This is a genomic window from Pyrobaculum neutrophilum V24Sta, from assembly GCF_000019805.1.
In the GTDB taxonomy this organism is placed as follows: domain Archaea; phylum Thermoproteota; class Thermoprotei; order Thermoproteales; family Thermoproteaceae; genus Pyrobaculum; species Pyrobaculum neutrophilum.
The window spans coordinates 1,018,591-1,040,150 of record NC_010525.1; the positions used below are offsets into that span (position 1 = coordinate 1,018,591).

20 protein-coding genes and 3 CRISPR repeat arrays (1 of these 23 running past the window's edge) are annotated in these 21,560 nt (G+C 60.3%); of the genes, 7 read left to right on the forward strand and 13 right to left on the reverse strand.

Going from position 1 to position 21,560, the window contains the following annotated elements:
* A CRISPR array of direct repeats spans positions 1–552; the repeat unit is 24 nt; unit sequence GAATCTCAAGTTGAGGATTGAAAG; it begins 993 nt to the left of the window's first position.
* 91 nt (positions 553–643) lie between these two features.
* Positions 644–1,672 carry an ATP-binding protein gene (locus TNEU_RS05660; RefSeq protein ID WP_012350478.1) on the forward strand — a complete coding sequence of 343 codons (1,029 nt, stop codon included), beginning with the start codon at positions 644–646 and terminating at the stop codon, positions 1,670–1,672.
* A 45-nt stretch (positions 1,673–1,717) separates the two neighbouring features.
* Here TNEU_RS05660 and TNEU_RS05665 read toward each other — a convergent pair whose 3' ends face one another.
* Genes TNEU_RS05665 through csa3 form a run of 9 tightly spaced genes read right to left on the reverse strand, consistent with a single transcriptional unit; the run spans position 1,718 to position 9,285 of the window.
* On the reverse strand, positions 1,718–2,155 hold the full coding sequence (locus TNEU_RS05665; RefSeq protein ID WP_012350479.1) for a hypothetical protein: 438 nt from the start codon (positions 2,153–2,155) through the stop codon (positions 1,718–1,720).
* A complete protein-coding gene (locus TNEU_RS05670; RefSeq protein ID WP_012350480.1) occupies positions 2,152–3,009 on the reverse strand; it encodes a hypothetical protein in 858 nt (285 codons plus the stop codon). Before TNEU_RS05670 ends, TNEU_RS05665 begins: the two co-directional genes overlap by 4 nt.
* 9 nt (positions 3,010–3,018) lie before the next feature.
* The gene (locus TNEU_RS05675; RefSeq protein ID WP_012350481.1) at positions 3,019–4,104 is read right to left on the reverse strand and encodes a CRISPR-associated protein; all 1,086 of its coding nucleotides are present in this window, start codon (positions 4,102–4,104) and stop codon (positions 3,019–3,021) included.
* Entirely contained in the window at positions 4,101–4,781 is a 681-nt protein-coding gene (locus TNEU_RS05680) for a CRISPR-associated protein (RefSeq protein WP_012350482.1), read from the reverse strand. Before TNEU_RS05680 ends, TNEU_RS05675 begins: the two co-directional genes overlap by 4 nt.
* On the reverse strand, positions 4,778–6,478 hold the full coding sequence (gene cas3 / locus TNEU_RS05685) for a CRISPR-associated helicase Cas3' (RefSeq protein WP_012350483.1): 1,701 nt from the start codon (positions 6,476–6,478) through the stop codon (positions 4,778–4,780). The genes TNEU_RS05680 and cas3 overlap by 4 nt, the downstream gene beginning before the upstream one ends.
* On the reverse strand, positions 6,468–7,148 hold the full coding sequence (gene cas5a, locus TNEU_RS05690) for a type I-A CRISPR-associated protein Cas5a (protein ID WP_012350484.1): 681 nt from the start codon (positions 7,146–7,148) through the stop codon (positions 6,468–6,470). The genes cas3 and cas5a overlap by 11 nt, the downstream gene beginning before the upstream one ends.
* The gene (gene cas7a, locus TNEU_RS05695) at positions 7,148–8,137 is read right to left on the reverse strand and encodes a type I-A CRISPR-associated protein Cas7/Csa2 (RefSeq protein WP_148682380.1); all 990 of its coding nucleotides are present in this window, start codon (positions 8,135–8,137) and stop codon (positions 7,148–7,150) included. The genes cas5a and cas7a overlap by 1 nt, the downstream gene beginning before the upstream one ends.
* A complete protein-coding gene (locus TNEU_RS05700) occupies positions 8,134–8,577 on the reverse strand; it encodes a hypothetical protein (protein ID WP_012350486.1) in 444 nt (147 codons plus the stop codon). The genes cas7a and TNEU_RS05700 overlap by 4 nt, the downstream gene beginning before the upstream one ends.
* Before the next feature lie 36 nt (positions 8,578–8,613).
* The gene (csa3, locus tag TNEU_RS05705; protein WP_012350487.1) at positions 8,614–9,285 is read right to left on the reverse strand and encodes a CRISPR-associated CARF protein Csa3; all 672 of its coding nucleotides are present in this window, start codon (positions 9,283–9,285) and stop codon (positions 8,614–8,616) included.
* 16 nt (positions 9,286–9,301) lie between these two features.
* Between csa3 and cas4a the strand changes: the two genes are divergently transcribed.
* From cas4a to TNEU_RS05735, 6 genes are all read left to right on the forward strand, one after another.
* Positions 9,302–10,138, forward strand: coding sequence for a type I-A CRISPR-associated protein Cas4/Csa1 (cas4a, locus tag TNEU_RS05710; protein WP_012350488.1), 837 nt, complete (start codon positions 9,302–9,304; stop codon positions 10,136–10,138).
* Positions 10,126–11,010 carry a CRISPR-associated endonuclease Cas1 gene (gene cas1, locus TNEU_RS05715; protein ID WP_148682381.1) on the forward strand — a complete coding sequence of 295 codons (885 nt, stop codon included), beginning with the start codon at positions 10,126–10,128 and terminating at the stop codon, positions 11,008–11,010. The genes cas4a and cas1 overlap by 13 nt, the downstream gene beginning before the upstream one ends.
* On the forward strand, positions 11,001–11,273 hold the full coding sequence (gene cas2 / locus TNEU_RS05720; protein ID WP_012350490.1) for a CRISPR-associated endonuclease Cas2: 273 nt from the start codon (positions 11,001–11,003) through the stop codon (positions 11,271–11,273). Before cas1 ends, cas2 begins: the two co-directional genes overlap by 10 nt.
* Positions 11,257–11,829 carry a CRISPR-associated protein Cas4 gene (gene cas4, locus TNEU_RS05725; protein ID WP_012350491.1) on the forward strand — a complete coding sequence of 191 codons (573 nt, stop codon included), beginning with the start codon at positions 11,257–11,259 and terminating at the stop codon, positions 11,827–11,829. Before cas2 ends, cas4 begins: the two co-directional genes overlap by 17 nt.
* Before the next feature lie 139 nt (positions 11,830–11,968).
* Positions 11,969–13,580: a CRISPR direct-repeat array (repeat unit 24 nt; unit sequence CTTTCAATCCTCTCTTTGAGATTC).
* A 356-nt stretch (positions 13,581–13,936) separates the two neighbouring features.
* A complete protein-coding gene (locus tag TNEU_RS05730) occupies positions 13,937–14,926 on the forward strand; it encodes a DNA double-strand break repair nuclease NurA (protein ID WP_012350492.1) in 990 nt (329 codons plus the stop codon).
* Positions 14,923–15,483 (forward strand): hypothetical protein, encoded by a 561-nt coding sequence (locus tag TNEU_RS05735; protein ID WP_012350493.1) that lies wholly within the window; start codon positions 14,923–14,925, stop codon positions 15,481–15,483. Before TNEU_RS05730 ends, TNEU_RS05735 begins: the two co-directional genes overlap by 4 nt.
* On the opposite strand, the gene TNEU_RS05740 is transcribed toward TNEU_RS05735, so the two are convergent.
* The 4 genes from TNEU_RS05740 to TNEU_RS05750 form a co-directional block, all read right to left on the reverse strand.
* Entirely contained in the window at positions 15,449–17,050 is a 1,602-nt protein-coding gene (locus TNEU_RS05740) for an ATP-binding protein (RefSeq protein WP_012350494.1), read from the reverse strand. The two genes, TNEU_RS05735 and TNEU_RS05740, sit on opposite strands and share 35 nt — an antisense overlap.
* A gap of 347 nt (positions 17,051–17,397) precedes the next feature.
* Positions 17,398–19,829: a CRISPR direct-repeat array (repeat unit 24 nt; unit sequence GAATCTCAAGTTGAGGATTGAAAG).
* 6 nt (positions 19,830–19,835) lie between these two features.
* Positions 19,836–20,033: a hypothetical protein gene (locus TNEU_RS10550; RefSeq protein ID WP_425357485.1), complete on the reverse strand. Its 198-nt coding sequence runs from the start codon at positions 20,031–20,033 to the stop codon at positions 19,836–19,838.
* 44 nt (positions 20,034–20,077) lie between these two features.
* On the reverse strand, positions 20,078–20,512 hold the full coding sequence (locus TNEU_RS05745) for a hypothetical protein (protein WP_012350495.1): 435 nt from the start codon (positions 20,510–20,512) through the stop codon (positions 20,078–20,080).
* A gap of 3 nt (positions 20,513–20,515) precedes the next feature.
* The gene (locus tag TNEU_RS05750; RefSeq protein ID WP_012350496.1) at positions 20,516–21,523 is read right to left on the reverse strand and encodes an OLD family protein; all 1,008 of its coding nucleotides are present in this window, start codon (positions 21,521–21,523) and stop codon (positions 20,516–20,518) included.
* Between the last annotated feature and the right edge of the window lie 37 nt (positions 21,524–21,560).

Consider the following 21,560-nt stretch of genomic DNA (forward strand, 5'->3'; position numbering starts at 1 on the left):
GAATCTCAAGTTGAGGATTGAAAGTCACTTGACGTCCCTACCGCCATACTCACTTCACGGTTGTAGAATCTCAAGTTGAGGATTGAAAGCTACTGCCTCGTAGACGTGGAGGAGGGAAGGGCCGTGTGCGGAATCTCAAGTTGAGGATTGAAAGAATGGGTTGCGACAGCCACCGAAGCTACCGTGCCACATCGACTCGAATCTCAAGTTGAGGATTGAAAGTATGCAATCTGCTCAGCCAAACTAACGTCGTCCAGCCTCGTAATGGAATCTCAAGTTGAGGATTGAAAGCGGCCGGCGACGGCGACGGTGAGGTCGCAGGCGCAGTTGCGGGGAATCTCAAGTTGAGGATTGAAAGGCGGTGACAGGCGAGTAGTTGTATGCGACGTCTAGGGCATCATGAATCTCAAGTTGAGGATTGAAAGAGCTGTTGTTGCTGTAGCTGTCTCATTACCTCCTCGCGAATCTCAAATTGAGGATTGAAAGCACAGCTGTGTACTCGGCGAGCGCCATGTCGACGAGCTACTGGAATCTCAAGTTGAGGATTGAAAGATAGGGCAGGTTGCTGTGGAAGAGGGGTTGGTGCCGCGTCGGCGGTGGGGAGTGCGTTGGTATGTATAATAACTTCTGTGTTGTGGGGGGTATGAGGGTTGTTGTTGAGAATTTTGGCGTTATTAGGGAGCTCAATGTGGAGCTTCCTGAGGTTTTTCTGCTTTTTGGGCCGAATGGGGTGGGGAAGACCACGATATATGCCGCGATTACGGCGTTTGGCTATTTGGAGTGGGGGAGGGGGCTGTACCTGGGGAGGCACGTCAGCGCTTGGAGGAGGACGCCTCGGGGTCGTGTAAGCGTGTCTGTGGAGGGCTTGCCGTTTCCTAGGTCGAAGTGCTACGGCGTGCCGTTTCCCCACGACTTGGTGGAGGAGCTTCGGAAGGTTTCTGCGGATCACGCCAACAGGCTGGCCCAGTGCGACTATGGGAGGGTGTCCTACAGCTTTGTTGCTGTGGCTGGCGACGAGCCCCACGTCTTAGACTTCTCGGTCGAGCTGGACCGGGAGCTGGCGGCGTCTCCGGAGGGGTTGAGCGTTGAGGGCGAGCTTGAGCGGGGGACGGAGGAGGTTGCCCGCAAGCTAGCCCTCTACGTGGCGAGGCTTCTGAGACCTGAGCCCGGCCCTGCCGAGCCTTTTGAGGAGCGGATTGGCGGCTATGTGATTTCGCCGGGTGGGGCATATGACGAGGTTGTGGGCCTTAAGCTCAGCCCGGAGGAGGCGGGGAGGGGGGTGGAGGCTATCTATAGTGTTTTGCATAGGGCCTACACGGCTTGGGACGCTCCGCTCCACATCGATCTGTCTGAGGTGTCTCTTTACGAGCCGGTTAGGCTGAGGCTCGTGGAGAGGATGCTGGCGAGGAGGAGGGGGGTCACTGTGTTCGAGAGCAACTACGTGGACGACGTGTTGATCGCGTTGAAGAGGGGGGTGCCCGCCTATCTTGTCTACAAGACGGGGGGCGGGGCCTCGCTCTTGAGGATCTCAAGCCCCAGCGACCTCGCTAAGCTGCCGCCTGAGGCGGAGCATTCTCTGAAGTCGATGGGGTTGAGCCCTGATTTGTTGACAAGCAGAGTTAAGCAACTGGCCTCAATCCTCTACGAAGGTCGGCCGCTTGGCGTTTCGTAAGCTGGCCGTGTAGGCGGGACTGAGCTGTTCGGGCACTTGGCGCGTTTAAATGAACACGATTACTATCTCGTACTTAAGCAGGAGGTGGGGGAGTTCGGCGCAGTCTCTGTGGCTTCGGCAAGTGAGTATTCCCGTCTTCACTCGGATTTCTGGGGCGTTTTTGGCCGGCAACACTATGACCGCTCTGCAGCGGGAGGTGTCGCATTGCTGGCCGTCGATTGTCTTGGTCTTTATGTGGCTCGTGTCGAGTTTTGTGGTGAACTCAACGCCGATTTTCTGGCCGCTGTCGTCGAGGAAGTAGCAGTCTACGGCGTTGTCTCTGTGGCGTAGGCAGTCGTCGGAGATGCTGTCGTCTAGGACATGGCTGAGGTATCTGTGGACTTCGTTGGGGTCGTGGCTCTGCATCTTGGAGATGCGTAGGTACTTCGTGACGTGTTTGCTGCCGTCTGGTATGTGGAGTCTGGCGACGCAGGGGCAGCTCATCGGTAGATCTTGCTGTATATCTCCATGAGGACTCTGCCGTAGGGGGTTAGGTTGTAGTCGGCGGGGGCTATCTCCCCCGCGTGGAAGATCCAGCCGGCCGTCTCCACGCGTAGCTTCTCCTTTCCTAGGTACTCCGCCACTGCGTCTAGGTTGTTGAATAGGTCGTAGATGAGGGGGAGGTGGGTGGCCACCACGGCTCTTGCGCCTCGGGAGGCCGCCTGGGCTATCCGGTAGGCGATGTAGGCGGCGTCGTCTGGGTAGAGGCCGTCTAGGGTGCCGTCGAGGAGGAGCATCTCGCCTTCTGACGCGTAGCCGGCGAGGCGCTCGAGCACGCCGATGAGGACGACAGCATTGGAGGAGTGCCTTATGGGCAGGTGCTTGCCGTCTACCTCCTCCCACAGCTCTCCGCCGCGTACCACCACCGGGTACCTCTCGCCCACTTTCTTCATCACGGCCTTTTCTATGTACGCCAGCACCTCCCCCCTCTCGTCGGGGGGTGCGCAGTGTCTGTACCTCAGGGTGTACTCCAGGCCCTCGTATAGGAGGTAGGCCATGAACTGGCCCCTGGCGTCTGCGGCGCATGAGACCCCGTCGGCCGTGCTTTCGCATCTGACGACGCCGTCCTCTGTCTCAAGAGCGATGTGGCCCTCGGCGCCGAGGTAGCTCTCTGCCAGCTCCCGCAGGAAGCCGGGAATTCTGCCCTGTCTGGAGTAGTAGGACAGGCCGTAGAGGAGGGCGAGGAATAGGGATTTCCCGGCCCTCGGAGGGCCCATTATCACTGTGACGTCCGCCATTTCCCCCCTCCCCCTGGTGAGGCAACGCGACCGCGTGGGGCAGAACTCGAATTTGAACACGGGTCTGTTCTAGCCTATCTTTTTAAGGGCTTCCGCGAGGCCCTCCAGCTCGGCCAGCTTGCCCCCCTTCCTCCCCAAGTCGGCCATCACCGACCTAATGACGTGGTACACGTCGCCGCCGAAGGCGAGGTACTCGCCTAGGACGTTTAGGGAGCTACCGAGCTGCCTCGCTATCTTGGGCCACCTGGGGGCTCTGTACTTGATCTGGGCGATGGCCTCCAGCAGTCTGTCGCCTCTGAATATGTTGACCCCGACGGTCCTCTGGAAGTAGTTGCCGGCCCTCTGGGTGATCCAGACGAGGATGTCCACGCTCTCTCTCACCGCGTATATGGTCTCGCCGACCGACAGCATGTACACCACCGCCCCCAGCTCGTTTAGATCCCCCGGCCGCATCTCTACGAGCCCAGCCATCCTCTGGAGCGTCATGAGGGTCCTCAGCGACGTCCTCCCCCTTGGGATAAACGTGAGGTTGAAGACGTCGTGTCCCCCGCCGGATGAGGACCTCCGCTCCACCCGCGCCTTTACGGTGCCGTAGATGTAGCCCAGGGTGCTGAGGGCGAAGCACGTGGCGCAGACCGCGTACTGGGACTGCCTTATGCCGTAGTTCTCCACGACGTATTTGCCGTAGACCCCCGAGAGAGGGAGGTAAAGCGTGTAGTACCCGCGTTTCTTTGGGCGGGCGCGGCCCTCCCCCCTCTTCTCCCTGTGCTCCTCGGAGAGGTCGAAGTCCGACTTGAGCGCATACAGCGCCTCTCTCAAGTCGGAGATCCAGCTGGGGAAGTTCCCCCGATCCACTGTGGATCTGTAGAGGTCGTACACCAGGCCAAAGTAGGGCACCTGCTCCTCCTCTGACTCCTCCCCCTTGCCCTTCGCCTTGGCCTCAGCGGCGATCTCGAGGAGCTCCATGGGCTCCCACTGGTCTATCCAGTTCAGCTCAGGCCTGTCGGCGCATACGGCGAATCTCTCGCCTCGCCGCTCTGCCCACCCCTCCATCTTCCCCTCGATGTGGAGGATCTTGATGAGGCCGTGCATGATGAGGGCGTCGGCTATAATGCCGTGGCCCGGCGTGATCATCTCCCGTGGGCACTGGGTCATAGCCCCAGCTCGCTCGCCGCCATGTATCTGCTAATGAAGGTTCCCTCTCCTGGGCGGCCCCTCGCTCCCCAGTTGTCGCATACGGTCAGCACGTGTAGTAGCCCGGCCACCCTCAGCCGTTTGACCCTCACCTCCTGGGGGGCGCCGCCGCTAAGATACACGGCGAGCTCCTGGAAGGCGTCGGCCACGTCGTCGGCGGTGGGCGGTCTGCTTGCCCACTCCCTCAGCGCCGCGGCTACCTCAGGCCTGTAGCTGTAGTTGGGGGTGCAACCGAGGCTCAGGTCGGAGTCCTTCAGCATGGCCCTCAGCGTGGAGACGTGGATGGCCCTCTCGCCGAGCTCGCCGGCGTAGGCGGCGAGGATCATGGGCTCGTGGTGGAGCGCGACCGCCGCCGCCACGTAGTACCTTGCCTCCGTCTGTACACTCCTCAACGCGAAGTAGGCCCCCAGCACCTCGTGCCTATACCTGGCGCGGTTGCCGGCTGTGTAAGCCCTGGCGAGCTTGCCTAGGTCGTGGAACTCCACGGCTAGGGCGGCGGCGTCGGCGGTCCCAAATGCCTTCTCCATCCAGCGGCCGTAGTAGGGCCTCAGCCTTTCACACGCCTCCAGAGCCTGCGTGATGTGGTCTTCGTAGGTCTGGAGGCAGTCCCTCCCCCGGAAGTAGGCGCAGCAGCTCATCGCCTCCTCCGCCCCCTCCCCCTCCTCTTCTGGCCTCCGCCGCTGAGCTGCGCCACGTCGAGCCCCGCCTCGTCGTACAGCTCCTCCACGTCCCTCCTGTCCACCACAACCACCTCAACCCCATCCCAGCCCCCCCGGAGCTCGCTTAGGTAGTAGAGAGTCTCGTCCTTCGCCGTGGCGATCCCCCTCACCGTATATGCGGTGGATACCTTCTGGAGCAGGGCGTTAATCCTGGGGTCCTCTCTGGAGGTGTAGCTCATCTTCATCGCGCCTCTCTCCACGTCCTCCTCCGTGATGTAGCGCCCCTTATCCCCATCCTGCTTCACGTCGGCAATAACAAGCGTGATGTAGCTGGAGGGCCTTATCCTCACCTCTCCTCTGGGCGGGTAGGAGAAGAGGGACAGCTCCTGCAGGTAGCCGAGCGCTTGGCCGTACCACGCCAGCCCCCTCGTCATGAGCTCCTCCACGGCCTTCTCGTTGTACACTCTGTCCACGGCCCTCTGTGCGTCTTCCCAAGACGTCAGCGCGGCGCCTCCCCGTAGCTCCTCCTCAAGGGCTTCGCGCGTGGCCTGCATGAGGGTCTGCGGGTAGGGGGCATCTCCCTCGGCCTCGTAGATGTAGGCCTCCGCCTTACCCCCGTCTCTCCCCACCCTCCCAATGCGCTGTATCAGCGCGTCTACGGGGGCCGTCTCGGTGTAGAGCGCCCTTAGGTTGGAGAAGTCGAGCCCCACCTCAAGCGCCTGGGTCCCAATCAGCACCGCGTCCTCGGCCACCTTTCCGTCCGCCAGCACCCTGCTCAGCTGCCTCTCCCTGTCCTCCCTCCTCATCAACGAGTGCACCACGGCCTTCTTCCCGCACCTCACCTGTTTGTAGATGCGCCGGGCCCTCTCTATCGTGTTCACAATGACGATGGTGGGCCTGCCGCATTCGATTTCCTCCGCCTTGAGGACCCCCTTCCTCCTCTCCACCTCCACGTTTCTTCTGACAGTGCCGGACCCAAGCGTCAGCCTCCCGCCGAGACACGGGATGTGCTTGAGGAAGGTCTCGGGGACCGTGGCGGTGGATATGACGACCTTGGCGCCGGCGGAGGCCAGGTCGCAGACTATCTTCCCCAGCACCCTGGGGCCTAGGTAGGCCTCGTCCTGTATGAGGTGGGCCTCGTCTAGGACAATGTAGGCGCTTGCGAGTAGGCCCGCGGGCATGCTGTACCTCCCCCTCTCCACGCCCTCCTCCCGCCACCTCTGCACCCGCCTCGCGAGGTAGCCGTAGGCCAGCGAGTCGACCGTGGTGAGGACTATGTGCCCCCCATATAGGAAGAGGGGCTTCGCCACCTCGCCGTGGTCCTCAGCGACGTTCAGCCTCGGGAGCCCCAGGCCTTGGACGGCCTGGGCGTAGACCTCCATCCTCCTCTTCATCTGCCTAAGGAGGGCGTGCATGGGCTCGACGACGTACAACCTGGGCGCGAACCACTCCCCCCTAAGCCACTGGGCGAAAAACGGCGCTGTCCAGATCTCGGTCTTTCCGAAGCCCGTCGGCGCCTTGAGGAGGATCACGCCGTCTGACCTCTCGATCCCCTCAGCCGCCTTGGCCTGCTCCGCGAGGACCTCCTCCCTCACGGCGCAGCTGGGCTCCCCCTTCGACCTACACCACGCCAGGCTCAGCTCCCTCACCAGCGTGTCAAGCCCTCTACCAGTCATCTCCCTCCGGAAACACAGCCTCGCCTAAGCAGAGCACCTTAGAACCAACCTCCACGCCGCCGCGCCTGTAGACCCCGCCCTCCTCCACCAAGGGGTATGCGAAGAGCTCCCGGTTCCCCCTCTCGTCTAAGGCGCGGTAGAGCGTGTAGCTACCTCTCCTCGCCTTCGCCGCCCTCACGGCGACGTTGACAAGCCCCCCGCACTCCCTCGGCTTCCCCTCCAGGACGTCGACGACCGACACGTAGGACTCGCTGTCGCCGAGCCTCGCCACAAGCCTAATCACGTGTTGCGGCACTCTCTCCCTGGTGACCAGCAGTATCTTGACGGCGTGGGCGTAGACGTACTCCCTAACCATAGCGTCCCGGGCGCCCGCGTAGTCCTCAAGGCCCGCCGGGAGGGACTTGTCCTCGAGCACCCCCCGCGTCCTCCACAACACCGCGGGGAACTTGGCCAGCTCCCCCACAGCCGCCGGCCTAGCCGCCACGACCAGCCCCTCCGCCTCCTTCATACACCGCGAACCCCGGCACATGCCGGCGTGGGCCATGGCCGCCCCCAGCGCCCCCACGACGGCGTGCGGCGTGGGAAGCGGATATGCGGAGGCCACCTGATAGACGTCCACCACCTTCACCGAGTACAGAGGCGCCCTGGCCTCGATCAGGTAGTAGTGCATCACCTCCTAGCGGGTTGCCCCCCTGGCAGAGCCCTCCCAAGGACCTCTTGAAATAGGGCGTCCAGCGTGTCGGCCTTTTTACACTCAAGGACGTCGTTGCTCCGCGGGCAGTCGACGCCGTAGCACAGCACGACCCCCTTCTTCCCCACAGCCCTTAAATACGCCGTCAGGAGCTCCGCCGACCTTGCGACGTAGTCTGGATACGCGCCGTGTACGAGGTTGGGGATGGGCGAGTCCGATATTGCGATCACCAGCTCCCTAAGCCTCGCGATGGGGAGAGCGCGCGCCTGCTTAGAGCCAACTCCGTTGAACAGCCGTAGCAGAGCCACAAGCGCCGACTTTATCCTCAGCTCCCTCTCCTTATCGTCTACATCGCTTTTTCCCTCCTGGTAGAGCGGCACCCCGGAGAGCCCGAGGTCCATGGCCACCGCGAAGCCGTAGACCGCCGATGAGTACTCCTGCTTGAAGACCATCATCTCCGTCCCCTCCTGCTCCTCCTTGGACTTCACCTGCTGCGTCCTCTTGAAGGGGTCCACCCTGTTGTGTACCACGGCGAACTTGCTCGCCGCCTCGAGGTTCTTCTCCTCCAGCACCGGCACAGCGAAGGACACCCTCACGAGGCTGTCGCGCTTGATCTGCTTGTCAGGGAGGAGGAAGCCGTGGAGGTCGTTGCAGAGGTCTTTTATGGCCTCGGCCTCGCTGGAGGCGTCATCGCCGCCCAAGTTCTTCCCCCTCAGCCCCACCCCCTTCATGCAGAATTCGTTCAGTTGCTTCCCCCCGAGGTCTTGGTACACCTCGGCCAGATACACCGAGTGCCAGTGCTTCAGAGCGTTCCCAGTCAACACGGGCACTTCGTAGGCTTTCCCGCCGTGAACCACCTTGGCCACGGCGTGCATGTTGTAGTTGCCCATGTTGCCGGCGCCGGTCAAGACCGACAGCTGCGCCTCGAAGCGGCCCGCGGCCCTAACGTAGGGGGGAGCCACCCTCATGGCCCCTTAAGCAACTTCTTCAGCTCTACAGTCAGCTTGTCGGGAGCTAGGGCCATGGCGCAGAAGAGCCTCACCATCCGGGCCCTCTCTCTGTCGTCCGCCTCCTCAAGGCGCTTGGCGAGCTCGGCCACGTATCTGCCCCAAGCCGCCAGCCTATTCCTGGCCCTCTGTAAAGCCGCCAGCCTATCCTTGACCTTCTGTGATTCCTTACTCTGGGGGTTGTGCTTGAGCTCCTCCTCTATATCGTTCAGCTTCTCCTCTACGTCGTTCAGTACCTTCACAACGATCCTCGAGAGCTTCGCCAGCTGCTCCGGGTACTTCTCAGGGGATCTGGAGAGCTCGTCCAACACGTCGTAGGCCATCTCCAGATGCACAGCCGGCCTCACGGAGCGGGCCGCCCTCTCCACTAGCTCTTCCCTCTTGATCTGTACAGACTCCATAGGGGAGGGAATACAATAATTATTAAGAGTTTCTCTCTACAAAGACCCGGCTCTGTTTTGCATAAGACGAGCAACTGTGGTGAGGAGCGGGTCGACGAAGTACTCCCTCCTCCTGCCGCCGAGGGACTTCACAACCCCCGCCTCGCTCAGGTCCTTGAGGTACCTCGCAACAGTCGTCGAGTCCCGGCCCACCAACTGCGCCACGTCGTCTATCCCCACTCTCCCGCTTACCGAAGCCACTACGCCCAGCTTCGCCGGGCTGAGCCTGCAGAGGTCGCAGAACGCGGTGAGGGGGGTCAAATCCAGGGGCTCCGCCGAGTACTCCGGGAGGACGTACACCTCGGACCTCCGGAGGAGGGATGCCAGCAGGGCGAGGAGCACCAGCAACCTAGGACCGCCCGCCAGCACGACCCTCTCCAGCCCCAGGCCGTAGATCTGCTCCAGCGCCTCGCCGGGCTTGGTCAGATCCACCCTAAACCCGGTCCCCCTCCCGAAAGCGGCTATCAGCTCCCTCACGGTGCTCTCCGACCTCGAGTCCTCCCCCCTGCCGGTGTAGGCGTAGAGAAAGATGTACTCGTCAGCCGGCCCCAGCTTGGCGAGAGCCCGCACCGCGAACCTGTGCTCAAACCCCACCGTGATGCCCATCCTCATTGCAAGCCACCTGCAACCCGAGATATAAACCTTGTAGACGAAAAAGGTTTTCACCACACCTCATCAAAACTTCGTGTTGACACTCCTGGAGATCGCCCGCCTACTGAGGAGGGCCAAGGTCACCCAGGGCCCCGCCGAGGTTTCGCCGGAGCTGAGGGGCTGGGCCTACGACAGGCAGCCGGTCAAGCCCCCCGCCTACCTCGGCCTCGCCCTCTCCGACTTCGCCTACGGCTACTGCCCCACTGGGAGGAGCCTTTACCTCAAGTACGTGCTGGGGGAGAGGCCCCAGCCCACCAAGCCCCTCGCCGAGGGGCAGGCCCTACACGCCGTCCTCTTCAAGGCGCTGGAGGACTTCAGGAGGTACGTCTACTCGGGCACCCCCATGTCCCCCCCGGGCGAGGGCATGCCGGAGGACCTCAGAGCTAAGGCCGAGGCGCTGTATAGATACATCGCCGTTAGGCTCACCGGCGAGTACCAGCACGTCCTGGCCTCCCGCCTGGCCAGAAGCCGCGACGCCGCCGCCTTCTACGCCGCCCCCATAGCCGCCCAGATAGCCGTAGACGGCGCCCCCCTCGGCCTCAGCTACGTCGTGGCGGACGGCGTGGCGCTGGGGGCCGTGGTGGAGTTCAAGTTCGGCCCCAGCCAGAACGTCGACGTAGCGCTGGCCGGCTACGCCATGGCCATAGAGGCGGAGTACGGCGTCCCCATAGACTACGGCATACACGTCCAGATATCTATAGACGGGCAGGTGGAGTACAGAGCCACCGCCTACCACCTCGGCGACGCCCCCCGCGCCAAGTTCCTCGAGGCCAGAGACGAGGCCATCGACGTCGTCGCCTCCGCCAGAGACCCAGGCCCCGCCCCCCAGTGCCCCAAGACTTGCCCCTACTACAGCGTATGCAGGTCGTAGTGGCCGCATACGGCGCCAGGATAAGGGCTAGGAAGGGCCTCCTCCTCGTGGAGACAAAGGAGGGCGCCAGGGAGTACCCCCTACACGAGGTAGACGAGGTCCTCCTACTCACCGGCGGCATATCCATAACGACGAGGGCGCTCAGGGCCCTCCTCGCCGCCGGGGCCACAGTCGCCGTCTTCAGCCCCCGCGGGGAGCCCCTGGGCATATTCATGAAGCCCATCGGAGACGCCACGGGGGCCAAGAGGAGGTGCCAGTACAAGGCGGCGGAGGACGGCAGAGGGCTACAGTACGCCAAGAGCTGGGTCTTCAAGAAGATGCTGGGCCAGAGAGACAACATCAAGGCCTGGCGCCGCCGCCTAAGAGGCTACAGCCAATACGCCGAGTCCCTAGCCAAGGCCCTACAGGCGCTGAGAGACGCCGCCTCCCCCCACGCTGTCTTGGAGGCCGAGGCGGCGGCCGCCGAGGCCTACTGGGCCGCCTACAGGGAGGTCACGGGGTTCCCCGGCAGAGACCAGGAGGGGAGAGACCCCGTCAACGCCGGCCTAAACTACGGCTACGGGATCTTGAAGGCCCTGGTCTACAAATCCCTGATCCTCGCCGGGCTGGACCCATACGTCGGCTTCCTCCACGTAGACAAATCCGGGAGGCCCTCCCTAGCGCTGGACTTCATGGAGCAGTGGAGGCCCCGCGTCGACGCCGTCGTGGCCAAGATGGCGGACAAGCTGGAGTCCGAGGGCGGCCTACTCACCCGCCGGTCCCGCCTGGAGCTGGCCGCCGCCGTCCTGGAGGAGCTCCACGCCGCCAAGAGGCCCCTCTCCGCCGAGATCCACAGAGAGGCCAGAGCTCTGGCGCGCTCCATATGTACATAATAGTGGTGTACGACATAACGGAAAACGACGTCAGAGCCAAGGTGGCCGACATCCTAAGGGCCTACGGCCTAGCCCGCATCCAGCGCTCCGCCTACGTCGGCAGGCTCCCGCCGGCCCTCGTCAAGGAGCTCGCCGAGAGGCTCGCCAGAGCCGTAAAGGGGGCAAACGCCGACATAGCCATATTCAAGGTAGACAAGAGGGCCATAGAGACCGCACTGAGGATACCCCCCAGGCCCCCCGCGGGACATGCAGCCCTGCATTAACCCAAGCCTAATACGGCAGTACCTCTACTGCCCCATGGCCGCCTACTACACCGCCACAGGCGCCCCGGAGCCCCCCACCCTCAGGATGCAGAAGGGCAGAGAGCTCCAGCAGGAGGCCGCACAAGCCGCCGCCAAGGCCCTAGGCGCCCAGAAGGCCGAATACGCCGTCCACATAGCCGCCCCGCCCCTCTGCGGCACGGTAGACGCCGTCCTCTGGATCAACGGAAGGCCAAGCCCCCTCGAGGTGAAGGCCGCGGCGAGGCCCCGCCGCATCCCCATACACCACAAGGCACAAGCCGCCGCCTACACCGCCATGGTGCAGAAACGATACGGAAAAGCCGTCACCACAGCCTACATATACTACGCCGAGAGCGGCCACATAGCCCACATCCACATCACCAAAGACCTACAAGAGCTGTTGAACTACGCCGTCTCGAGACTACAGCAGATACTCCAGGGAAAGCCGCCGGTCCTAAACCCAAATCCGGCGAAATGCCAAAACTGCTGGTACAGAAAATGGTGCAGCCACCTGCCAACAACAGTGGAAAAAATCTAGCCCCACACAACGCCGGCCCAACCCCCCTTCAACACCCCCGCCCTCCAATAGACCAACCTACGTTGGAACACAAGCGCCGCCACCGGCGTTCAACAACCTCGCTTTGAGACCCAGTATAAAGTTTGGCCTGTAGTCGGGCCTTTCAATCCTCTCTTTGAGATTCGCTAGTCGTGTACGCCAGGGCGCGCAACTGCACCGTGGTGCTTTCAATCCTCTCTTTGAGATTCCGGCGATGGATATGTCTATGTCAACGGCGTTAGGAGGGCTACTTTCAATCCTCTCTTTGAGATTCATCCGTACTACTGGCAGAAGAACGCGTATGCGTTTGAGACTTTCAATCCTCTCTTTGAGATTCACAGGGGCTTCTCTGCGCCCAGCTCAAGGGGAGTCTTCTTTCAATCCTCTCTTTGAGATTCGCGTCGATGTCTGTATATGCATATATTTGTGCTGTAATACACTTTCAATCCTCTCTTTGAGATTCGTATGGCCGCCCCGCCAGCACTGATCCTGCCGCCCCCAGGCTCCTTTCAATCCTCTCTTTGAGATTCGGCTCATGAGGAGTGCGTAGAGCGTGCCAAGACGTGCTACATTACTTTCAATCCTCTCTTTGAGATTCGTGGATGGGGCCCTTAACAATTATTGCCCGATCTAGGTTGGTCACTTTCAATCCTCTCTTTGAGATTCTTACTGCAGAGGGCCAGCCAGGCCTACAGAACATACATCCGCCGTCTTTCAATCCTCTCTTTGAGATTCGGCCCTACTAATAGCCGGGGCCCTGGCGGCATCTGGCGCCGGGGCCCTTTCAATCCTCTCTTTGAGATTCAGGGAGCTTGCGCAGTTGGTTGACAAGCTCGAGAATCTGAGACGTCCTTTCAATCCTCTCTTTGAGATTCAGATGGCGATAGTATAGTCGTGAAGCAGTTGCCAGACTTTCAATCCTCTCTTTGAGATTCCGGCATCTGCCACTGTATCAACCACCCCACTATCAAGTATACAGACCTTTCAATCCTCTCTTTGAGATTCTACTATCACGCTCCACGCGATTCGTGGTTCTGGTATCCGTCTTTCAATCCTCTCTTTGAGATTCAGCATGGTAGCGACAGCGCCAAGGTGGTGATGGAGACGTACGACTTTCAATCCTCTCTTTGAGATTCGCGTGGCTAACAGTAAGATTAGCGACTGGATTCACTTTTTTGCCTTTCAATCCTCTCTTTGAGATTCTGAGGATGATCTGATTTGGGTTGGCGAGAAGTTCGGTCTGAAGCTTTCAATCCTCTCTTTGAGATTCCGCACCGGCGTCGGCAACAAGTCGCTCCTGGTGAGGAGGGCCCTCGCTTTCAATCCTCTCTTTGAGATTCGACGAACTACTACGGGCTTAGGGCCGCAGATGCGGTGGTACTGCCTTTCAATCCTCTCTTTGAGATTCGTTAGCGAGGAGGAGGTGGAGGACGAACTCTACGAGATTGTCTTTCAATCCTCTCTTTGAGATTCGGACGGGGCCGGCCGTGGCGTGGATACGGGTGTGGTCTGCTTTCAATCCTCTCTTTGAGATTCGTCGTTAGTGTCTATGACCGCAGTGGTACCGCTGTGTTGCAAGTGCTTTCAATCCTCTCTTTGAGATTCCGATGTCCACCAACACAATGTCGTCGTCATCAACCGCCACCTTTCAATCCTCTCTTTGAGATTCACATTTAAAGCCGTAGTTGCTGTAGGACAGGCGGGGGAGACTTTCAATCCTCTCTTTGAGATTCTGGGCCTTCTGGGTTTTGGTTTTTGGTGGTTTTTAAGTTTTTCTCTGGTGGGTTTTGTGTTGATTTCGGGGTGTTCTTGTGATAGCTCTTTCTGGGTTGTTGGTTTTTCTAGAGCTGGCCTTGTGCGTCCCGTAGTTGAAAGCGTGTGGCTGGAGGTCGGCGGCGCCGTCCGCCGTTGTTCTGCCCGCCGTTTTTTAAACTGGATCACCGCTTTACAAAGGTACAACGGCGGAGGAGTAGAACGATTTTACAAAAAGAAAGGGCTTGCTGCACGACGATTTATAAACGCCGCTGTCTATATAGGGTATGTAGGTTGTGTCTGTGGGTTGTTTTTATATGGGGGTTTGGTTTGTGTTGTGGAGGATGTGTTTAGGTTGGCTCGGCTTTTGGAGGTTTTTGGGGATAGGGCGGCTGAGTCTCTGCCGCCGGTTGTGGGTGAGGTGGGGGAGGGGGGTGTGGTGGATTGTCCGTATTGGGAGGTGTCGTGGGATGTGTCTGCGCCTCCGGGGGGTTTGTGGGGTTTGGATAGCCACACGTCGGTGGTGGAGTTTGAGGGGGTTTCTGTGGTTGTGGCTACGGGGGCGCTGGTGGGGGGTGGCGTGGCGCTGGTGCCGGGTCTGGGGGTGAGGTGGCTGGGGGTTAGGTTTAACTTCGCCTGGGAGGGGCCGCCGCCGGATTTGGGGCCTGGGGTCTATGTGGTGTCGGAGCACGCGGGGGTGGTGTTTGACTCGCGGGTGGATCTGGAGTCTGTGAGGGACGAGGTGAGGTCGGGGGTGGAGCTGGCCTTGGCGGGGGCGTGGGATGGGTCTGGGTATCTGCTGGTGGACGGCCCCGTCTTCAGGGCGGCGGAGGCGGCGGAGAGGGAGGGGGTCGCCGGCGCTATATACAGGGGGGTGATGGAGAGGAGGGCGCGGGCGCTGGGGGGCAAGGCGGTGGGGGTGGTGAAGAGGGTGGAGAGGGCGGCGTATCTGGCCAGGTGCGTGGGGGAGGGGGCCAGCGACGAGGTGGTGGCGAGGAGGCTGCTGGGGGGTAGGCCGGGGAGGGTGGGGCCGATTTCGGTGTCGTCGGCGGGGTTCACCAAGTGGATGTACTACGTGGGTGCCCCCACGGCGAGGGGGCTTAGGGTTCTGAGGGTGGAGGCCCTTTCGCCGGAGGTGGCTGAGGAGGCGGCGTCGTGGGTTCCGGCTCTGGCGGGCGTCGACGGGGTGCCTGTGCCCATCGCCGTGGCTGACAGGCTGGCGAGGAGGCTCAACGCGGGGGTTCTCAAGGTGCTGTATGGGGCGACGCGGGCCGAGCCCACCTACAGCGGCTACGAGGCGCTGGCTAGGGCGTTGCAGGAGCTGTGAGGTACCTCCTGGAGGCTGTGGGGGCTAGGGGCGCCGGGAGGTTGCTGTCTCGCGTCGGCGGGGACTGCCCAGACCCGAGGTCCGTCCCCGAGCTACACACGGCGCTGGCGCTGGGGGGCGGGGTGGAGCTGGAGCTGGCGGCGGCGGACACGCCGGAGTCGGCCGCGGCGGCGAGGTGGCTTCTGGAGTGCGCCGGGAGGCTCGGCGTGGCGAAGCCGGTGGGGTTCTTCGTGGTGAGGGGGCTGGCGCCTGGGTCCCTTACGGGGGCCGCCGAGCTCTTCGACCAGGCCGTGGTGAGGCTTCTGAGGAGGAGGGGAGAGGCCTACGTGGGGGTGACGTCGGGCTGGAGGGTCCTCTCTATCTACCTGGCGCTGGCGGCGTGGGTGTCGGGGGCGGTGCCCGTCTACGTGGACAGGTCGGGGGGTCTCCACGCGCTGCCGAGGGTCTCGCTGGGGGTTGAGGATCTGCCGAGGGAGCTCCTCTACAGGGAGGACGGGAGGCCCAGGAGGTGGCTGGAGGAGCTCAGCCGAAGTGGACGGCGGTTTTCCTCACCTTGACGTAGAGGGGGTAGCGGTAGGCGTAGCTGGCGACGTAGGCGAGGCCCCTCTCCGCGTAGGCCACGAACCTCCTGTCTCCCGGGGGGACCCCCAGCTTCTCCAACACCTTCAGATCGCTCCGTAGCACCACCTTGGTGTTGGCCAGCTGGAGGACCACGTCGTTTAGGTCGTCCGGCATGTGCGTGGCGAAGACCACGCCTATCCCCCTGGCCCTCCCCAGCCTCGTGAGGCGGGTGAGGTGGGCCTCTATAAACGCCTGCTCGTCCTCGTTGCGCGTCTGTGGGAAGAAGAGGTGCGCCTCGTCTATCAAGACGGCGGTGGTGGGGCGGGCCACCCTGTATACGGCGTCCAGCACCCGGTAGACCACCAGCCGCTGTTGGTGCGTGTTGAGCTCGGAGAGGTCGACTACGGCGTAGCCCGAGAGGGCCCTCCCGTAGTCCGGCTCGCCCACCTTGGCGCCGTCCGCCGTCTCTACATCCACGAGCTCGGTCTCCACCAGGGCCAGGACGGCCCTCACGATGTTCTCCATGGTGCTCACGTGGAGGCCCAGGTCGTTTCCCAGCTTCTCGTAGTTGACCAGCGGCCTCCCCCTCTGGACGTCATCTGAGGGCGAGGTGAGCCACTGGAACAGGGGCTCGGCCGCGGGGGAGCCGGCCTTCTCGACGGCCTTCTGGAGGACCCTCCTGTAGAATATACGGGCCTGCTGGGTCAAGATGGGCATTGCTCTGTGCAACTGAGGGAGCACCGAGGGGCTCTTGAGGGCCCAGGGGAAGACCTCCAGCCTCGCCCCGCCGGGCTCCGCTATCTCCAGCTCTATGCGGGAGAGGGCCCTCCCCCTCCGGAAGACCCTCGCCTTGAACCTCCCCCTCCGCCCCCAGAGAGCCCTCGCGGCGGCCCGCCTAGCCACTGCCCTGGGCCCCCTCCTGGCGAGCCTCCTCGTCACGGGGAGCAGGACTTTGACGGGGAGGCCGTTGTAGGCCAGGTGGTAGAAGTGCCCCACAGCGTCGAGCGCAACCACGTTCTGCCCAGCCCCCGCCAGTTGCAGGGCGAGCTCCTTGACAAACACCGTCTTCCCAGACCCCGTGGTGCCCACCACCAGGAGGTGGTGCCTCAGCGCCTCCAGCGGCAGATACACAGGCTCGCCCCCCAGCGCCTGCCCCGAGGGAAGGGCCAGGTCCCCCAGCAGGATGCCCTGCCGCGGAAGCGACAGCATAAGCCCCACCTCCCCCGGCCCCGGTGCCCTCACCTCGGCATGTATAGGCACAGGCGAGGCAGGCGGGCCGCAGGAGCCCCCAGAGCACTCCGCCACCAGCTCCAAAACCGCCACAGCCGGCCCCAGCCTGAGCGGCACAGCCAGCTCCTGCTCCGGCGTGAGGACGGGAGTCTTGGCAACGGAGTAGATGTCCTCCAGATAGACCTCCCTCACTTTGGCCAGCCACCTCCTCCCACCCCCCTCAACCACCAGATACGACCCCACCGGCGCCTCACACGCCAGAAGAGCATAGGCAACAGCCTCCTCCGAACTCACAGAACTCCTAAACTGACGCGACACAAAACCACAAGACACACCACCACACAAAGAACAATTAATAAAGCCTAAACATAAATATTCTATATAGATCACGGCGTTTATAAATCGTCGTGCAACGTGCCCTTTCTTTTTGTAAAATCGTTCTACTCCTCCGCCGTTGTACCTTTGTAAAGCGGTGATCCAGTTTAAAAAACGGCGGGCAGAACAACGGCGGACGGCGCCGCCGACCTCCAGCCACACGCTTTCAACTACGGGACGCACAAGGCCAGCTCTAGAAAAACCAACAACCCAGAAAGAGCTATCACAAGAACACCCCGAAATCAACACAAAACCCACCAGAGAAAAACTTAAAAACCACCAAAAACCAAAACCCAGAAGGCCCAGAATCTCAAAGAGAGGATTGAAAGTTGTCTCTGTCGCTTGCGCCGTCTCACGCCGTCTTCCCCCCTGAATCTCAAAGAGAGGATTGAAAGCTCACCGTAGAGAGGCCGGCGTGGTGGGGGGCGCCGGCGCTGGAATCTCAAAGAGAGGATTGAAAGCTGTCCTCTGCACGGCGCCCTCGAACTTAACGCCGTCTTTCCGAATCTCAAGTTGAGGATTGAAAGGTAGCATGCTGTCTCAGTTGCTGGCTGAACTGAGTGGCATCTAGCACGAATCTCAAGTTGAGGATTGAAAGAGAGTCTCGTACGACACTCTCCTCCCGCAGAGGTCGCACCTGAATCTCAAGTTGAGGATTGAAAGAGAGTCTCGTACGACACTCTCCTCCCGCAGAGGTCGCACCTGAATCTCAAGTTGAGGATTGAAAGCGGAAAGTTCTGTCGCACTGTCTGTTGGAAGTAGTCCAACCCACCGAATCTCAAGTTGAGGATTGAAAGTCGATTCCATCCGTTATGAGCGCTATGACGGCGTTGCGACGCGAATCTCAAGTTGAGGATTGAAAGCTGTACAGATATCTCGAGTAAGGAATGGGTGTTAGTTCGACTGAATCTCAAGTTGAGGATTGAAAGCAACGAAGGCGACCAGGTCACCGTTGTGGTGCGCAACGTGAAGTGAATCTCAAGTTGAGGATTGAAAGGTCTTCTCTTGGATCTGCTTGGCGAGCGCGTCCACAGCTGCGCGGAATCTCAAGTTGAGGATTGAAAGTCGTGAAGAAGAAGAGCGCAGGAGACGTGAGGAAGAGGAGAATCTCAAGTTGAGGATTGAAAGATAAACCAAGTGGCGGCGTTCTGCGTAACCGGCGTCCAGTTGATCGAATCTCAAGTTGAGGATTGAAAGCAACAGGTCACGTCCTTCCTTGCCGGCCTCACTGACCCCTTCGGAATCTCAAGTTGAGGATTGAAAGCGAGGACAGCTCTAACGCTACTCGCTGATTCAGAGTAATTAAGAATCTCAAGTTGAGGATTGAAAGATTAAGTTCGCGTATCTGCTGAATGAGTACAGGCGCAGACTGAATCTCAAGTTGAGGATTGAAAGTGTATCTGGTACGGCCACCTGGTGTAGTCCACGCCGCAGAGGAATCTCAAGTTGAGGATTGAAAGCGAGTAGATCTCCAGCGTCGTGGATGTCTTCGCGTGGCCGAGCCAGTGAATCTCAAGTTGAGGATTGAAAGTCTCTATCCTTTTGTCGAAGTCTTCGTTGCGATAGTACTGGGAATCTCAAGTTGAGGATTGAAAGGCTGTACGACGCCGGCGCAGAACTCCAGGGTGTGGACGATGGCGGAATCTCAAGTTGAGGATTGAAAGCAGTACCGTGTCGTATAGTGGATGCAGAGCTTGACGGCCCTTACTGAATCTCAAGTTGAGGATTGAAAGCGGGGGCATCCCGTCCCCCGAGAACGAGTATCTGATTAGGAGCCGAATCTCAAGTTGAGGATTGAAAGGGGTGCCCAACGGACGTAGTCCCTAGTCTCTGTGTAACTTCCGAATCTCAAGTTGAGGATTGAAAGTTTCGATCCCTGCATCATGACAAATGCGTCCCGCAATTCATCAGAATCTCAAGTTGAGGATTGAAAGGAGATCCAGCAAATCATCTGCATATTCTCGCGTAGAGCGCTGAATCTCAAGTTGAGGATTGAAAGCTCCATCGGGATTGGCCTCCCACCTATAAAATCTAGAGGAGAACTGAATCTCAAGTTGAGGATTGAAAGCTCTTATCAACGCTTTTTCAAGTATACTATTGTGCTCTGTGAATCTCAAGTTGAGGATTGAAAGCACACTTCAGCGCCAGCTTCAGCCCCTTATACACCACGACGTCGTGGGGGCGGAATCTCAAGTTGAGGATTGAAAGCGGCACTTCCATGTTCATGTACGACCTTCTCCACGCCTCTCTGAATCTCAAGTTGAGGATTGAAAGTGCGACACAATTCCGCGCTTCTTCGGCGCCGCCGCCGAGGAGCCGAATCTCAAGTTGAGGATTGAAAGACGTTAAAATACAATACATCGCCGCCTCTCACGGCGACGATGAATCTCAAGTTGAGGATTGAAAGTATGAGCAGGACTGGTGGAGGAGGGCGTTGGCGAACTCCGTGAATCTCAAGTTGAGGATTGAAAGCACCCGGCGTGAACTTCAGCGTCGTGCCAACGCCGACCGGATGTGAATCTCAAGTTGAGGATTGAAAGGTCATTCGACACCGCCGCATTCAAGATGGCAGTTGACAGGAGGAATCTCAAGTTGAGGATTGAAAGTTTACCATACCGCTTATGTGGTGCATAGAAGTTCTAAGCGATGAATCTCAAGTTGAGGATTGAAAGGAGTGACGGAATGCACTGCGGCCGGCGGCACATGTGTTGCTGAATCTCAAGTTGAGGATTGAAAGTTGACCTTAAGGCCCGTAAAGAATATGCTGAACAAATATGCAATGAATCTCAAAAGAGGATTGAAAGCAGTGGTTCAACCAGCCGCGGTTCTTGCCGGAGAGGTTGGGGCCTATCAGCGCCACGGCGCCCTTCGCCTCTATCTCTATATCGAGAGCGAGATCCACGTTTCCATACTTCAGCGTGCCGCCTAGATAGACTTTCATGCAGTGTGTTGAAGAGCGCCTTTGTATGGTTTAAGCGCCTCGGCTTACTTTTTACAGGAGAGGTGGCAGAAGCAGCGCATTGGCTTTTGGCAGTCGGCTACGTTGGCGCCCTCTTGGAAGACGGCCCCCTCGCCGTAGGTGCAGTTGCACTGCGCTATTATGAACTCTTCGCCTGGGTCGCACTGGCAGAGTGCTGTGTAGAGCTCGTGTTTGTTGACGCACACGTGGTCGCAGTTCACATGCTTAACACACCATATGCAGTTTACCGCCAGCCCGGCTCCCGCGAGGAACACGAGGACCGCCATGGCTTTCCTGTCGGTGCAGCCGCCTCTGCATTTCGACGTCGTTTTGTCTCCGTCTGCTAGAAGCCCGATCTTCAATCCGCCACTGTTTTCGTATATGTACTTGATTAACATCATCGCACCATTTGGGTTTGCGTTGAGCAGGTAGTAGAGACCGGCGGAGTCTATCCACAGCATGTCCTACACTCCGCCGAAGAGCTGGTATATGGCTGGGTCTGAGAAGCCGGGGACGTAGGCCTCTCCTTTCCACTCCCCGGCCACGTAGATGCCTCTCTCGCGGCTCCTCCGGAGGACGTAAGTCCTCCCCCCTAGGCCGCGGACGAAGTCTAGGCTGTGGGTGGCGGCTACTACGTTGAAGCGGCCTCCCGACCTCTCCACAAGCCTCCTCAGGTAGCGGCCGAGGAAGAAGGCGTATAGGGGGTGCGCGTGTGCCTCGGGCTCCTCCACGAGGAGGTAGGCGGCTTCACCCAGGGCGTATGTGTAGGCGGCGTAGAGCGCGACTAGGGCTGGGGCGAAGACGGACGAGAGCTGGCCTAGCCTCCGCCCTCTGGCCCCCATCGCTAGATCCTCCCAGACGAAGCCCTCCTCGACGGCGCTTAACAGGAGGGGGGCGTAGTCGGTGAAGACCTCCCTCACCTCCTCCCTCAGCCGCTCTGAGGCTTTCTCGAACTCCACCACGAGATCTCTAAACACCTGGCCTGCCTCCCAGAGGAGGGTGTCGCGGGCGCGTAGCTTTAGCTCTTTTGCCACTAGGTGGTCGCCCCCCGCGGCCTTGGAGATATCCACGACGCGTTCGCCGATGCTGTAGCCAGCTGCCCTGATCCTCTCGTCGGAGTAATTCTTCAGCTCTTCGGCCTCTGAGCTGATGTACCCCAGCGGTTTTTCCAACAGCTTTTCGTAGGCCTGCGCCATCACTCTATAGGCGTCTACGAGGACTGCGTAGTAGTCTAGATCCGGCTCTACGCGGCAGTCGAGCTCCGGCGGCAACTCCGGCATGGCTCTCGCGTAGAGGCGTCTGCTACGTGCCGCGATGCAGTGCAGTGCCAGCGATTTGCCGGCCATGTTGGGGCCTATGAGGGCGGTGGCGCCTCCGACGTCCAGCTCTATGTCTACTTTCAGCTTTGTGTCTCCGTAGGTCAGCCCGTCGGATTTGAGGATGACCTTGAGGTGGGGTTGGGCGTTGTCCATATGCTTCGTGGACGGAATGTTTATAAACATGGCTTGT

Excerpts from the sequence above, each read along its gene's own strand:
- cas7a (WP_148682380.1), bottom strand. The coding sequence starts at position 8,137 with ATGAGGGTGGCTCCCCCCTACGTTAGGGCCGCGGGCCGCTTCGAGGCG.
- cas1 (WP_148682381.1), top strand. The coding sequence starts at position 10,126 with ATGCAGGTCGTAGTGGCCGCATACGGCGCCAGGATAAGGGCTAGGAAG.
- cas3 (WP_012350483.1), bottom strand. The coding sequence starts at position 6,478 with ATGACTGGTAGAGGGCTTGACACGCTGGTGAGGGAGCTGAGCCTGGCG.
- cas2 (WP_012350490.1), top strand. The coding sequence starts at position 11,001 with ATGTACATAATAGTGGTGTACGACATAACGGAAAACGACGTCAGAGCC.
- TNEU_RS05675 (WP_012350481.1), bottom strand. The coding sequence starts at position 4,104 with ATGACCCAGTGCCCACGGGAGATGATCACGCCGGGCCACGGCATTATA.
- cas4 (WP_012350491.1), top strand. The coding sequence starts at position 11,257 with ATGCAGCCCTGCATTAACCCAAGCCTAATACGGCAGTACCTCTACTGC.
- TNEU_RS05700 (WP_012350486.1), bottom strand. The coding sequence starts at position 8,577 with ATGGAGTCTGTACAGATCAAGAGGGAAGAGCTAGTGGAGAGGGCGGCC.
- TNEU_RS05660 (WP_012350478.1), top strand. The coding sequence starts at position 644 with ATGAGGGTTGTTGTTGAGAATTTTGGCGTTATTAGGGAGCTCAATGTG.
- TNEU_RS10550 (WP_425357485.1), bottom strand. The coding sequence starts at position 20,033 with ATGAAAGTCTATCTAGGCGGCACGCTGAAGTATGGAAACGTGGATCTC.
- cas5a (WP_012350484.1), bottom strand. The coding sequence starts at position 7,148 with ATGCACTACTACCTGATCGAGGCCAGGGCGCCTCTGTACTCGGTGAAG.
- TNEU_RS05665 (WP_012350479.1), bottom strand. The coding sequence starts at position 2,155 with ATGAGCTGCCCCTGCGTCGCCAGACTCCACATACCAGACGGCAGCAAA.
- TNEU_RS05750 (WP_012350496.1), bottom strand. The coding sequence starts at position 21,523 with ATGGACAACGCCCAACCCCACCTCAAGGTCATCCTCAAATCCGACGGG.
- TNEU_RS05745 (WP_012350495.1), bottom strand. The coding sequence starts at position 20,512 with ATGCTGTGGATAGACTCCGCCGGTCTCTACTACCTGCTCAACGCAAAC.
- TNEU_RS05680 (WP_012350482.1), bottom strand. The coding sequence starts at position 4,781 with ATGAGCTGCTGCGCCTACTTCCGGGGGAGGGACTGCCTCCAGACCTAC.